This is a genomic window from Lutimonas saemankumensis (assembly GCF_020171465.1).
GTDB classification, from domain to species: Bacteria; Bacteroidota; Bacteroidia; order Flavobacteriales; family Flavobacteriaceae; genus Lutimonas; species Lutimonas saemankumensis.
On sequence record NZ_JAIUZR010000003.1, the window covers coordinates 895,362 to 908,939 of the forward strand.

Consider the following 13,578-nt stretch of genomic DNA (forward strand, 5'->3'; position numbering starts at 1 on the left):
TTGGATAACGGGCCTTCCCCCTAAATTTATGACCTATACTTCAGGAAATACATGACATTTATCAGGATTTAAAATCGATCCATGAGTCAATATCAAGCCCGCTTAATAAACAGAGTTTAGATTAGGGCAGCCTGTAGCCCTCGGCTTTTTACAGAAAACATTAAAGCCCAATGTGAGTTGATGATGCCCGCTATTTTCAAGTACGATGTCTCCTATTTGGGAGGAATAGGTGTATGAAAACATAAATCGTTTATAATTAATTCCTATGATCGGGGTAATCATCTTAAAGCTTTCAATATTGGAATCGAAATTCTGACGATAGGACAATGCCGCCCACAACTGACTTTTGTCTCCAATGTTACGATACACCTTTAAATTAAGGTCGGCAAATGTTTCTCCTGTATATTCAATGAATTGGAACATGATGGATGGCTCAAGTTGAAACTTCATACCTCTTCCCAAATAGTAACCCAGCGTTAGAAGATATCTTCTCAAATTATCAGACTCAAACCTGTTGTTGGCCAGATCACGAGGAGTCAATAAAAGGTTTTTTATAGTGAAATAACCAAAGGCATCCAAAAAGTGATATCCTAAACCGAAATCTACATTATAGTATCCGGTAGACTCTACTCCAGGAGCTACAATGGGGTCTGGAATTACAAAATCATTCTGATTTACCGAATTCTGACTGAACATGAACGACAATCCAAAGGATAACTGATTCAAGGCGGCTTCATGTCCAAAATTGATATGGTAGGCATAAGTGGCCAGAAAACCCTGCTGTGAATGATAGCCGTTCTCGTCATTGAATACAATTCCTCCGAGGGCCATTTTTTCGGTTACCCGTGTATGAAAACTTAAGGTTTGCAAAGAAGGTGCATCTTCAACTCCCATCCATTGCTGCCTGTAAGTGAATCTAATTTTTCCACAGTTTCCTATTCCGGCGGCTGCGGGATGGACCAGATAAACATTATCCGACAAATAATCAGAATAGATAGGAAAGGTTTCCTGCGCACTTAAATTAAGCGCAGAGAATATTAGGATCAATGCCAAAAGGTTTTTCATAAGTGACTTTACTATCTTCTAATTAAACTAAAATGGCCCGTATGAATCCTTCCGTCTTCAAGTTGAACCCTGTACCAATAATCCGCTGATGGAAGCTGCATTCCATTGTAAATGCCATTCCATCCTTCACCTGAGGCATCTAATTCGGCCAGCAATTTACCGAATTTATTGAAAATATAAATATCTGACCCGGGTTGGAAGGAAACTCCCTGAACCTGCCAGGTATCATTGTACCCGTCTCCATTTGGAGTAAAGAACTTGGGGTACCCGATAACGGATACCTCAATTGAGGCAACACCACATCCATTTTTGTCGCGAACAAAAATGGTATGAATACCGGGCAATACCCCATCGAAAAAGGGTTCGTCCTGATAAGGGCCAAACTGGCTGTCAAGGGCGTATTCATAATCTCCTATTCCAAGATTTGAGGGATCTATACTTATGGAATTATTCTCACCTCCGTCAACCACATCAATATCTTCTTGTGTTATGGTCGCAATAGAAGATTCCTCTACAACTAAAGTTCTGACTTTAGATTCGCAACCTTCTTCAGAATAACCTAAAACTGTGTAAACTCCTCCTCTTTCAATTAAAGCTATACCCTCATTACTGATCACTTCACCAGAATCATCTTTCCATTCATAAGTATATTTTCCATCCGGATTACTGATTGAAATCTCAAAGGGGCCAACGTTTTGACAATAAACCGTATTAGGCTGCAGGTAGAACTCTGGCAAAGGAAAAACGTACAACTCCACAAATTCACCCAGGCTTATGCATTCATTATTGTTAACACTTTCCACCCTGACATAAAGTGTTTGAAAATAAGGAGTTTCATTGGTATACCCATCCTGAGGTAAGATCTCATTTTGCTCGAGCGTTGCGTCATCAAGATTTCGATAGTACTGAACCCTCAAATCCTGCGGGGGTAACTGAACCAAAATCTGATTCGTTGCTTCAGCCAGATCAAAACGAACAAGGCCATCATTAAAATCATCCGTGTCACAAGATTCCAATGTGACTATTTCAACAGGCTGTGTAGCCGAAACTTCCAAAAACACGACAGCAACATCAAAACAACCATCTTCGCTCTCAGCCCTGCCAAAAACGAATTCTGAGGTTCTATTGTTAAATGGAAAGGGGTTCAGGGCATTGACCCCATTATCTGCATCCTCTTCAGTCAGGTAATAGGAAAAAATCAAGGGTTGTTCTTCTGTGTTGTTCAAGGGAATTAGCTCATTAGCCTCCTCAAGATTAAAGTCGGTAAAACCATCAGTGGGATCCTCATCCTGATCACAATTTTTTAAGGTAACTTCGGCCTTGATTTCGGGAATATCAAAAATTGTGGCACTTACTATTTTTCTAACTCCTGAAACACAATCGTTCTGAGAGGCCAGCACATAAAAATCCTTGCTTTCCAGTAAGTCCACCTCATAGATATCACCAATAAAAACCGGAACCTCTTCCTCTTCGGAATCGAACCAATACACTTCTGTTTTCTCTGGCTGGTCCTCAACTTCATTAACTGTTGCTCTTAATTGAACCGTTCCCGGACCACAATGGCTTCCGGAAAACACACTGTCAATCGTATTGGTATAGATTCTTGTAAAGGCCGAAAAAACGGGTGCATCATCCGGGTCGTTATATCCGTATTCCACGATATATCCCTTGGGCTGATAATCTCCGGACGGGGCACCTGATACTGACAGGTCATTCCAGGAACCGGTAATTCCTACATTTGGTGCTGTTATGTGAGCATAATCTTCATCTCCGAGATTATTTGGCTCTCCGTTATTCCAAAAGGCAAATTCACCGTTTGGAGGGGATCCATTCATGTCTCCGATCCAAAAGACTGTACCAGCCTCCGGGCCCGTTACCCATTTCCAGGTCCCTTCCACCTCCTGGTCGCTTCCTCCTATCCATCCGGCACCGTCAGCCTGTTCTCCTGATAATTGCGCTTCTTCTGCTGAGGTAATGGTAGCGAGGTAACCCGGAATACCGTAATACGTTCTGGCTTCAGCAGCTGTCCTTGCAAGTGTCCATGTTATGCCAATGTCCTGAACATATTCATAATAGTGTCCCGTCGAAGGAAGGAAATTGGCGTCTCCCAGGGTAAATGAAAAAAACCGTTCTCCCTGAATGTTTTCGTTGGTACTGTAAAACACAGCACTCTTTACAGCGTCTATAACAGTTTGATGTTCCATTGGATCACCATCTGAGGAAGAAAGTGTTAATTTCGCAGTATTCTGGTTAAAACTCCAAACAATGCCATCCATTGAACCGGTTAGTTCCAGAAAATCAGAACCAAACTCATATCCAGATGAAATCTGAATAAAAAATTCATCAATTGCTCCTTCTTCAGTGGTCAGATCGAAGTCTGTAACAACCGGTATCTTTTCCCCCGGGCAGTAGAACTGATCTCCGGAAGCTGAAATTTCAGGTGGATCAATTTGAGCCTGGGCGAAACATATTCCTCCAAAAAGGAAAAAATAAAGAGAAACAAATCTTAGCATGAGGGGAAGTATTCTTCACAGCATTTCAAGTTTTAAAAGTATTAAAATGTCATCGAATACACAACTTTTAAAGCCTTTGGTTTCAAGGAGTCATTTAGAGGCAAAAAGGATTATCGTATATGGCTTCCCGCATTGATATCAATGGTGGCCCCTGTAGCATGATCCATACCTCCACTGCATATCAGGCCAATCAGAGGGCTGATATCAGAAGGAACAGTTAACTCCTTTAAGGACAATTCATTTAGAATCATGTTTTCACCATGATCTTTAATAAATTGTTCTGCCATTTTGGTTTTTACAAAACCCGGGGCAATTGTAAATGATTTAATGTTGAATTTGCCAAATGAACGTGCGATACTTCTGGAAAGGGAAGTAAGCCCTCCTTTAGAAGCGGCGTAAGCCAAATACTCCTGAGTTTCTCCCCTGAAAGCAGCCCTGCTTCCAATAAAGACCATCCTGCCGCCACCCTCCTCTTTAAAGTGATTTATGGCCAACCTTGAAATCAAAGCTGGGGTATCCAAATTAACGCGAATTGTCTTTTCCCAAACCTTAAACCATTTGGATAGTTCTTCCTCAGTATGATGCTTTAAAAAAACCGCGGCGTTAAAAATAACGACATCAATCCTTTCATAGTAATCAAGTACCTTTCTCCACATAGACTCGGCTTCTTGAGGAGATTCAAGATCAGCCTGAAAAGTTCTTGAATTTGTATGCGGGTAAAATGCTGCCAGTTCTTTTGCGGAATTCTTATTTCTAAAACAATGTAAGGCCACGTTGGCGTTCATTTCCATTAAAAAACGGGCAATTTCCTTACCAATTCCACTGGAAGCTCCGGTTACAAGTATATTTTTGTTATTAAGGTCTACTTGAATCATCAGGATCAACTTTTTACCTTAAAGATAGATAAAAAAATTACCAGACCTGAGCTGAGATTTTTATCAATGTAAAAGAACTTTTATTTTATGGCAGATATTTTCGATATTTTCAATTCGAAAGATTCCATTTTTTTGTTTCCAATTAAAAATGCAATCTCCTCAATTTGAACACCTTCAAAATTTGGCAGATTCAAAAGCCTGCCTCGAAATCTTGGCTCCATGCTGTTAAATGGTATGATAATTTCCTGCCACTCTCCATTTGTCGAAAATTCCGCTACATAAGAAAATTGCTGCCCGGAATCAGATTTAACCCTGAACTGATAATTTTTACCATCCCCTTTAAGTTTTAGACTAAATTTACTGAAACGTTCCATATTGAGGGCATTAAATCGATTGGCCACCATGGTAAAGCCCCCGTTGTTCTCCGTGGAAACATTCCCCTTAAAAAATGCCTTATTATCATCCACACTGAAACTTCCTTTTGAGAGCCCTCCCATTACTCCATCATTTATAATGAACCATCCATTGGAAGAAACTTCTTGAGAAAAGTCAAAAAGAACATCATTGTCTTGCATAGGCGTGAATAGAATTAGAATATAAAAAAATATGTGTTTCATGATTTCTCATATTTTCCAAATCGGGAAACCAGTACCCGGGTCCGGTACTCAAAAATTTCCTTTAGTTTTGGTTTTATGAGCAAAGAATGAAATCTATTGGCAACGATCGGTAGCGGCAGTCTGTAATGTACTTGATCGGTCATCTCAACACCATTGCTGATTTTCTTAAAGAAATGCTTGTGATGCCATATTTTATAGGGACCTATTCTTTGTTCGTCAACAAAAAACTTATTTTGCTCCACATGAGTGATCTCGGTCACCCAGTTCATATTGATGCCAAACAAGGGAGTCACTTTATAACTAATAATCTGACCGGGATACATGAAATGGTCCAGGCTTGAAATTATATTGAACCCCATGTAATCCGGGGTAATTTCTTTTAAATTTGAAGGGTTTGAAAAAAAATTCCAGGCTTCTTCCAGTCTAATTGGCATATTAAGCTTTGCCTTTAAACAAAAAACGGCTCCTTGTTTTTGAAATTCTACCATAAAAGAACACCTGAGAAAAAATAAGCAAGATCCTAAGCAGGAGCTTTTTCGATCTTTTTCAAAATTTTACTGCTGCCTGGCTTGGTTATGGAATAATAATAATCTATCAACTTTCCATTTTCATCGATTAAATATTTTTGGAAATTCCATTTAACAGTGGAGTTTTTGACTCCATTGTATTTTTTCTGAGTTAACCATGCATATAGTGGGTGCTGGTTTGGACCTTTAACATCAACTTTTTCAGTCAAAGGAAAGGTAACTCCAAAATTTAAAGAACAGAAACTTTGGATCTGATCCGAACTGCCGGGTTCCTGTTGACCGAATTGGTTACAGGGAACGCCTACAACAAGCAGTGAATCCGCATATTTCTCAGAAATTTTTTGAAGGTCTTTATACTGCTTTGTAAAACCACATTCAGAAGCAGTATTTACAATTAAAACTTTTTTTCCTTTGCAAATGCTCCAATCAAAAATACTGCCTTGAAGGGTATTGATTTCAATATCGTATAAATACTCGGGAATTTCTTTGTTATCTTTCAAAACCTGGAAATCAAATCGTGATATTAAATTTAAGCCTTGACTCTACTTTCCTTTTGATTACGGTAAGACGTTTCATCAAATCCATAATACTTTGGTCCTTGTTCACCTTATAAATTTCATTCAAACTCAAAATAAGTGATTTTACTTCTCTTGAAGCCAAAATTCTGTCATTCGTTGATTTCAATGATAATTTTCTGTTTTCAAATTCAATTGCTTGTGCTATAACTTCCATAATTCGGGGGATTAAAAATTATACCTTTAATTTTTTTTGTTAACTTTTTATTGAAAGGAGATTAAGAACTTATAATCTTCTTCTTTGATACTCTAAAGTTAAAGGATTGAATTAATTATTTCCCTATCAATTGCATAGGAAAATCTTATGATCAAATAGAAATTGTCTATGAATGTCCGAAATACGTTTTAGAAAACAGAAGAACCCAAAGCAAAAAGCCCCGGGTTCTTCACCATATTAACAAAAAACTCTCAATGTGATGATTCATTATTAAAGACTGGAAAAAAGTAAAATTGTTAACCTTATTTAAAAAATTAACAGAAATTTAACCTCAAAGTTCGAAGCTAGAAATGGATTTCGAACAAATAAATCGGATCTGAACATTTATTTTCTTTGTAATTTAGAATTATTTCGGGCCTTTATCAGAAATTAAAATTATTACCTACTTTTACGGGCAATAAAAAATTAAACATCGTATAGGAATGAAAAAGCTGCAAATAACAACCTTGAACAGAATCCTAATTTTTATTTTCATCTTAATAATTACCTCTGTGAAGGCTCAGTCCCTTTCAGAACTTTATGAAAAAGTGAATCCTGCCATCGTTGTTATTTTAACGGAACAAAAGGAATTGGTGAGTTCCGGAAAAATGACTCAAACTGTAACTTCAGGGGGGCTTGGGTCCGGATTCATGATTTCGGACACACAAATCGTAACTGCTGCTCATGTGGTCCAGGTTGCTGAAAAAGTAGATGTTCAGTTTCTTGATGGTGAAATTATTCCGGCGAAAGTAATTTCGGCATATGCCACGGCAGACGTTGCTCTCCTTGAATTAATCTGGCCTCGTAAAAACGCTGTAACCTTGAAGCTTGCAGATTCGGATGCTGTAAAAGTTGGGGAAAGTGTCTTTGTTGTTGGAGCCCCTTATGGTCTTGGTCATTCGCTTTCGTCAGGTTATGTCAGTGGTATTATACGAGATAAGGATGATAAAAATCCCTTTACAAATTCTGAGTACATTCAAACAGATGCGGCCATCAATACAGGAAACTCAGGAGGCCCTATGATGAACATGAAGGGAGAGGTGATTGGGGTTGTAAGTAATATTTTAACACAATCAGGCGGGTTCCAGGGAATAGGATTTGCATCTTCTTCCAATATCACAAAAGAACTTCTTTTTGAAAAGAAAATAATTTGGAACGGAACGGATCTTATACCATTAACAGGTAAGGTCGCTCAAATTTTCAATTTACCTCAGGAAAGCGGATTACTGGTTCAAAGAGTGGTCAAACTGTCTCCGTTTGGGGTATTGGGTATTGAAGATGGCGATGTTGAAATGACATTGAATGGAGAAAAACTGATCGTCGGTGGCGACATCATTCTTTCCATTAATGGAGTTAAATTTGAAAACACGGATGAATCCCTGGTTAACATTGCCAAAGTGATGGAAAGAAAATCAGAAAATGATCCGCTTGAAATTGTGGTTTTCAGGGCAGGTAAAAAAGTGACCCTGGGCAGAAAATAAAACTTTTAAGTTATTCCTTGCAACCTTCTTTTTTTCTGGTATCCATGAGGTGGACAATTTTCCATCCGGATTCTCCTCTTCTGACAAGATGAAATGCATCAACTCCGCAGTGACTGAAGTCTGTACCGACGTAAAAAGCATAATCGGTCCAGACCTGTGCTATTCCTCCATCGATCATAATTTGTGTATTCCAGATCTTCTCATCCCAGACCTTTTCGTGCGGAGTTCCGATTGCGGTCAGGAACCTGGACAGGTCCCCTTTGGAAATTATTTTCTTTCCCTCTTTATTTGTGTAGGAAGTAAGCATACTGACCTCTTTATCAAATACTGAGGCCACTTTGCTACTATCTCCTTCTCTCATACCGTCAAAAAGTTTTTCAATAACATTTAGGATTTCTTTTTTTTCATGCTCTGGAGCATTAATTGATTGAGCGATCATAGTTGACCCGGAAAAAATTAATAGTATAAGTGCTGATAAGAGTTTTATAGAATTCATTTTGAATTTTTGATTTTAAAAGTAGTTAAGGTCAAATTTAGAAAAATTAACTCAATGGGCCTCAAAGATAGGATTTGACTTATCATTTGATTTTTAGGGATTCTGAATCGATTAGCGTCGAGGTCATTTTTTCTAATTGATTAAATTGTATTTTTATGACTATCTAATACTTGTAGTTATGATGCGTTATCTATTCTTTATCACCTCTGTAGCTCTCTTCATGTTCCATGGAGAATTGTTATCACAACAGATGGAAAGCAACCATGAAGGCCCTTACAAACAGTTAATTATCAGAGGTGTGACTTTGATCAATGGAAATGGTGCTCCACCTGTTAGTCCTGTAGATATTGTGGTTGAAAATAATATCATCAAGGAAGTCAAAGTAGTAGGTTATCCCGGCGTTGAAATAAAGCCGGAAAGAAGGCCTCAATTGCAAGAAGGTGGAAAAGAGATTGACGCCGAGGGAATGTATTTACTTCCTGGTTTTATTGACATGCATGGACATATTGGAGGAAAATCACAAGGAGCGGACCCTGACTATGTATTTAAGTTATGGATGGCACATGGAATAACAACCATTCGAGAACCGAGCGGCATAGGAATTGATTTCACCCTAAACCTGAAAGAACAAAGTACGAACAATGAAATTATAGCCCCGAGAATCATTTCGTATACGGGATTTGGACATAAGAGCAAAACCTTTAATCCTTTAAACGATCAGCCCATTAATACTCCGGAATTGGCTCGTGAATGGGTACGGGCGAATGCTAAAAGAGGCGCGGATGGCATAAAGTTCTTTGGAGCCGATCCTAAAATTATGGCGGCGGCGCTCGATGAAAATAAAAAACTGGGACTTGGATCCGCTTGTCATCATGCCCAGATGAGTGTAGCAAGATGGAACGTGCTTCATTCTGCCAGGGCAGGCCTAACCACAATGGAACATTGGTACGGGCTGCCAGAAGCCTTGTTTGAAGACAGGACGGTTCAAAATTACCCCTTGGATTATAATTATAATAATGAACAGCATCGTTTTGAAGAGGCAGGGAAACTCTGGGAACAGGCTGCGGAACCTTATTCCGAACATTGGAATGCGGTGATGAACGAATTGCTTGAGCTTGATTTTACGCTGGACCCCACATTTAATATCTATGAAGCCAGCAGAGATCTGCATCGGGCAAGAAGAGCTGAATGGCATGAAACCTATACCCTGCCTAAATTATGGGAGTTTTATCAACCGAGTAAAATCTCACATGGCTCTTATTGGCATTATTGGGGAACTGAACAGGAGATTCAATGGAAAAAAAATTATCAGCTTTGGATGACCTTTGTCAATGAATATAAGAATCGTGGTGGTCGTGTTACTACCGGCTCAGATTCGGGATTTATATTCCAACTCTATGGTTTTGCCTATATCAGAGAGCTGGAACTCCTCAGAGAAGCAGGTTTTCATCCACTGGAAATAATAAGGTCTGCTACCTTAAACGGGGCTGAAGCCTTAAATCTCGATGATAAATTGGGAACAGTTGAAACTGGAAAACTTGCTGATTTTGTGATTCTTGAGGAAAATCCGCTCATGAATTTAAAGGTTCTATACGGTACCGGAGCCATTAAACTTACGGAAGAAAATAAAGTAGTCCGCGTTGGAGGTGTAAGATATACCATTAAGGATGGAATAATCTATGATGCCAAAGAATTACTTAAAGATGTAGAAGAAATGGTTCAGAAAGCAAAAAATGACACTAATTTTGAGATCATTCAACCCGGATTGACACGTTAATTTTTTATTTATATTATTTTGCACTTCCTCACTAACCATTGAATTTCAAGGACTTTGTGTTAAATATTTGTTAATATAGTACTTGGTTTTACATAGTACTGTAACAAAATGGTTAAATCATGCGTCTATATAGTAGAAACCAATTAAAAATAACACATTATGAGAAATTTAGTAAGCACTCCGACAGAATCCGAATCAAGAAAATATGTAACATTTTCTAATTTCAGAAACACAAAAAGAATTAAATGGTCAGAATACAGACATTTCGGTCATTAATTGAAAAAATTAAAGTCTAATACATCAAACAGTTTATCATGAATACAAGTATTAACCTTTCAAGCACACAGGCCAGGGAACAATTATACTTTAGTGAATATAAGTATACAAAAAGAGTCAGATGGTCAGAACACAGACGTTATGGATTATAATAAAGAAAACCCACCTTAGTTAAACCTATTCGATATCTTGAGTAGGTTTTTTTTTGGTTTCAACTTCACCTTTTTACCCCCTATTCTTCTCATTCTAAAATTATTAGCTATATTGTATATCAATTAACCTTAAATCTTAAATCATGACTGAAACAAAAAGTAAGAGTCCAAAAGGATTCTGGATTATTGGAATTGTTGCGTTATTATGGAATTTAATGGGGGTTGCAAGCTATTTGCAGCAAGCTTATATGACAGATGAGGCGCTTGCTGCCTTGCCCACAGAGCAACAGGCACTTTATGAAAATGTTCCCGCCTGGGTAACAGGAGCATTCGCGCTGGCAGTTTTTGGAGGCCTTCTTGGTTGCATTTTACTGCTCATAAAAAAGAAACTGGCAACAGTGGTCTTTATCATTTCTTTGATTAGTGTTCTGGCCCAGATGAGTTATAATTTCTTCATGACAAATGCTGTAGAAGTCATGGGACCCATGGCAATTTATATGCCCATTCTTGTAATTCTTATAAGTATATTTCTGGTATGGTACTCAAAGAAAATGGAATCACAAGGTGTACTAACCTAATAAAATTAATCTTACGTTTACATGCTCTTTCCACGGGAAAGGGCTTTTTTTTGTTTAAAAAACCAGACAATTTTTTATTAAAATATAGCCTTAAATCTTCTGGAATCTGTCACAATTTTTTATTTTGCAAATCTTAATTTTTTCGAATGAAAGTTTGCATAGCTGAAAAACCAAGTGTAGCCAGAGAAATTGCCAAAGTACTGAAGGCCAACACAAAACGTGACGGGTATTATGAAGGAAATGGTTATGCAGTGACCTACACCTTTGGCCATCTATGCACATTATTTGAACCCATTGATTACAAACCTTACTGGAAACGATGGGATCTTAATAATTTGCCCATGCTTCCGGAAAAATTTAAAATCAAAGTAAATGATGATCCTGGTATCCAAAAGCAATTTTCAGTGATTAAAAATTTATTTGAAAAAGCGGAGGTTGTAATAAATTGCGGAGATGCCGGTCAGGAAGGTGAACTGATTCAACGTTGGGTGATGATGGAATCAGAATATTCCGGAAAATCAAAAAGACTTTGGATCTCTTCGCTGACCGAGGAAGCAATAAGCGAGGGTTTTAAGAATCTTAGAGCCTCAGAAGAATATGACAATTTATTCTATGCAGGCTATTCCAGAGCCATTGGTGACTGGCTTCTCGGCATGAATGCCACGCGCCTGTTCACCCTTAAATACGGTAAAAACAGCCAGGTACTTTCTATTGGTCGAGTTCAGACGCCGACACTTGCTATGGTAGTCAATCGTTTTACCGATATCAAAAACTTTAAACCTGTCCCCTATTGGGAACTGAATACTACTTACAGAGATGTGACCTTTAGATATGAGGATGGAAAGTTCCATTCAAAAGAAGAAGGTCAAATCATTGCGGATATGATTTCCAAAGAGGAAATCGAAATAATTGATATTGAGAAGAAAAAAGGAAAAGAATATGCTCCTAAACTTTTTGACCTGACCGGTCTTCAGGTTTATTGCAACACGAAATTTGGAATGACCGCTGAACAGACATTGAACACAGCCCAAAAGTTATACGAATCTAAAGTAATCACTTATCCCAGGGTAGATACTACATTTTTATCGAATGACATCTATCCAAAAGTTCCGGGAATTCTCAAAAAATTATTCAGGTATAAGGATCTTTGTGCGCCTCTATTGCAAAATAAAATAAAAAAATCTTCAAAGGTTTTCAATGATAAGAAGGTAACCGATCACCACGCCATCATTCCAACCGGTATGGAAATTCATCTTACTGCGGATCAGCAAAAGGTTTATGATGCTATCACAAGAAGGTTTATTGCAGCATTTTACCCGGATTGTGAAGTGGCGCACACCCATGTTAGAGCTGATATAAAAGGATATGTTTTTAAAACCAGTGGAAAGATAATTATGGTTCCAGGATGGAAGGATGTCTTCAGCAAAACAGATCAAACGGGAGGTCAGCAAATAGCTTCACTTCCTCTTTTTGAAAAGAGTGAAAAAGGAAGTCATTCGCCCTCTTTTATTGAAAAAGAAACGAAACCTCCAAATCAATTTACTGAGGCTTCACTGCTAAGATCCATGGAAACTGCTGGCAAGGATATTGAGGATGATGAAATGAGGGACCTGATGAAAGAAAATGGCATTGGAAGGCCTTCAACACGGGCCAGTATCATAGAAACACTTTTTAAAAGAAAGTACATTATTAGAAATAAGAAGCAGATCCTGCCCACAAAAATGGGTATTGATCTGATAGCCACTATACAGAATGAACTTTTAAAATCGGCCGAACTGACCGGAAGCTGGGAACGAAAACTAAAAGAAATTGAGCGGGGGGAATATCGTCCGGGGTCATTTATACGACAAATGAAATCCATGGTAGATCAATTGGTATATGAAGTGAGGTCAGATAACTCGCCCCGATCCATTACTATGGATACAGATTTGCCGAAAAACAAACAAAACAAGAAGAAAAATAAGGCCTTGAATCTTGTTGGGACTCATTGCCCTAAATGCGAGAACGGAGTATTGGTGAAGGGTTCCAAAGCATACGGCTGCCGTAATTACAACAGTGGCTGTGATTTTATTCTTCCTTTTCAGTTTAAAAAGAAGAAAATTTCCGAAAAACAGTACCTGAGATTACTCGAGAAAAAAGAAACAGTTCAGCTCAAGGGTTTTCAGGAATTGGAAAAAAAAGTAGACGGAAAAATCATTTTAAATGATGAATTTCAACTTGAGCTGCTAATAAAAAGTAACAATAAGTCCCAAGAGGAAACTCCTGTCAGAACTTGTCCCAAATGTGCTAAAGGAACCATAGTCAGGGGCAAAACGGCCTATGGATGCAGCCATTATAAACAAGGTTGTGATTTTGTTTTCCCTTTTGATAAACTTAGAAATCTTGCCAGGGGTCAAAAATTAACGGAAGAAGAGGCACTTAAAATTATGTCTGCTATTTAAATGAAGGGC

12 protein-coding genes are annotated in these 13,578 nt (G+C 38.2%); 4 read left to right on the forward strand and 8 right to left on the reverse strand.

The features are described from left to right. Window positions 1-102 precede the first annotated feature (102 nt). The 7 genes from LCM02_RS05455 to LCM02_RS05485 form a co-directional block, all read right to left on the reverse strand. Window positions 103-1,065 carry a PorP/SprF family type IX secretion system membrane protein gene (locus LCM02_RS05455; RefSeq protein ID WP_224927314.1) on the reverse strand — a complete coding sequence of 321 codons (963 nt, stop codon included), beginning with the start codon at window positions 1,063-1,065 and terminating at the stop codon, window positions 103-105. An 11-nt stretch (window positions 1,066-1,076) separates the two neighbouring features. Beyond that, window positions 1,077-3,578 carry a T9SS type B sorting domain-containing protein gene (locus LCM02_RS05460; protein ID WP_224927315.1) on the reverse strand — a complete coding sequence of 834 codons (2,502 nt, stop codon included), beginning with the start codon at window positions 3,576-3,578 and terminating at the stop codon, window positions 1,077-1,079. Window positions 3,579-3,688: 110 nt separating this feature from the next. Beyond that, entirely contained in the window at window positions 3,689-4,453 is a 765-nt protein-coding gene (locus tag LCM02_RS05465) for an SDR family NAD(P)-dependent oxidoreductase (protein ID WP_224927316.1), read from the reverse strand. An 80-nt stretch (window positions 4,454-4,533) separates the two neighbouring features. Beyond that, window positions 4,534-5,070 carry a CIA30 family protein gene (locus LCM02_RS05470; RefSeq protein WP_224927317.1) on the reverse strand — a complete coding sequence of 179 codons (537 nt, stop codon included), beginning with the start codon at window positions 5,068-5,070 and terminating at the stop codon, window positions 4,534-4,536. Then, a complete protein-coding gene (locus tag LCM02_RS05475; protein WP_224927318.1) occupies window positions 5,067-5,558 on the reverse strand; it encodes an SRPBCC family protein in 492 nt (163 codons plus the stop codon). Before LCM02_RS05475 ends, LCM02_RS05470 begins: the two co-directional genes overlap by 4 nt. Before the next feature lie 32 nt (window positions 5,559-5,590). Continuing rightward, the gene (locus LCM02_RS05480; protein WP_262902487.1) at window positions 5,591-6,097 is read right to left on the reverse strand and encodes a glutathione peroxidase; all 507 of its coding nucleotides are present in this window, start codon (window positions 6,095-6,097) and stop codon (window positions 5,591-5,593) included. 10 nt (window positions 6,098-6,107) lie between these two features. After that, entirely contained in the window at window positions 6,108-6,329 is a 222-nt protein-coding gene (locus tag LCM02_RS05485) for a hypothetical protein (RefSeq protein ID WP_224927319.1), read from the reverse strand. 482 nt (window positions 6,330-6,811) lie between these two features. On the opposite strand from LCM02_RS05485, the gene LCM02_RS05490 reads away from it, so the two are divergent. Then, window positions 6,812-7,849, forward strand: a complete 1,038-nt coding sequence (locus LCM02_RS05490; RefSeq protein ID WP_224927320.1) for a S1C family serine protease — start codon at window positions 6,812-6,814, stop codon at window positions 7,847-7,849. A gap of 10 nt (window positions 7,850-7,859) precedes the next feature. Here the strand turns inward: LCM02_RS05490 and LCM02_RS05495 are convergent, their stop codons facing one another. After that, a complete protein-coding gene (locus LCM02_RS05495; RefSeq protein WP_224927321.1) occupies window positions 7,860-8,345 on the reverse strand; it encodes a nuclear transport factor 2 family protein in 486 nt (161 codons plus the stop codon). A 220-nt stretch (window positions 8,346-8,565) separates the two neighbouring features. Here LCM02_RS05495 and LCM02_RS05500 point away from each other — a divergent pair, with 220 nt between their 5' ends. From LCM02_RS05500 to LCM02_RS05510, 3 genes are all read left to right on the forward strand, one after another. Then, window positions 8,566-10,122, forward strand: coding sequence for an amidohydrolase family protein (locus LCM02_RS05500; protein WP_224927784.1), 1,557 nt, complete (start codon window positions 8,566-8,568; stop codon window positions 10,120-10,122). Window positions 10,123-10,693: 571 nt separating this feature from the next. Continuing rightward, window positions 10,694-11,128 carry a hypothetical protein gene (locus LCM02_RS05505; protein ID WP_224927322.1) on the forward strand — a complete coding sequence of 145 codons (435 nt, stop codon included), beginning with the start codon at window positions 10,694-10,696 and terminating at the stop codon, window positions 11,126-11,128. Between the two features lie 146 nt (window positions 11,129-11,274). Next, the gene (locus LCM02_RS05510; RefSeq protein ID WP_224927323.1) at window positions 11,275-13,569 is read left to right on the forward strand and encodes a type IA DNA topoisomerase; all 2,295 of its coding nucleotides are present in this window, start codon (window positions 11,275-11,277) and stop codon (window positions 13,567-13,569) included. The last annotated feature ends 9 nt before the right edge of the window (window positions 13,570-13,578 follow it).

Coding starts and splice junctions, on each gene's coding strand:
- LCM02_RS05455 (WP_224927314.1), bottom strand. CDS start 1,065: ATGAAAAACCTTTTGGCATTGATCCTAATATTCTCTGCGCTTAATTTA.
- LCM02_RS05460 (WP_224927315.1), bottom strand. CDS start 3,578: ATGCTAAGATTTGTTTCTCTTTATTTTTTCCTTTTTGGAGGAATATGT.
- LCM02_RS05465 (WP_224927316.1), bottom strand. CDS start 4,453: ATGATTCAAGTAGACCTTAATAACAAAAATATACTTGTAACCGGAGCT.
- LCM02_RS05470 (WP_224927317.1), bottom strand. CDS start 5,070: ATGAAACACATATTTTTTTATATTCTAATTCTATTCACGCCTATGCAA.
- LCM02_RS05475 (WP_224927318.1), bottom strand. CDS start 5,558: ATGGTAGAATTTCAAAAACAAGGAGCCGTTTTTTGTTTAAAGGCAAAG.
- LCM02_RS05485 (WP_224927319.1), bottom strand. CDS start 6,329: ATGGAAGTTATAGCACAAGCAATTGAATTTGAAAACAGAAAATTATCA.
- LCM02_RS05490 (WP_224927320.1), top strand. CDS start 6,812: ATGAAAAAGCTGCAAATAACAACCTTGAACAGAATCCTAATTTTTATT.
- LCM02_RS05495 (WP_224927321.1), bottom strand. CDS start 8,345: ATGAATTCTATAAAACTCTTATCAGCACTTATACTATTAATTTTTTCC.
- LCM02_RS05500 (WP_224927784.1), top strand. CDS start 8,566: ATGTTCCATGGAGAATTGTTATCACAACAGATGGAAAGCAACCATGAA.
- LCM02_RS05505 (WP_224927322.1), top strand. CDS start 10,694: ATGACTGAAACAAAAAGTAAGAGTCCAAAAGGATTCTGGATTATTGGA.
- LCM02_RS05510 (WP_224927323.1), top strand. CDS start 11,275: ATGAAAGTTTGCATAGCTGAAAAACCAAGTGTAGCCAGAGAAATTGCC.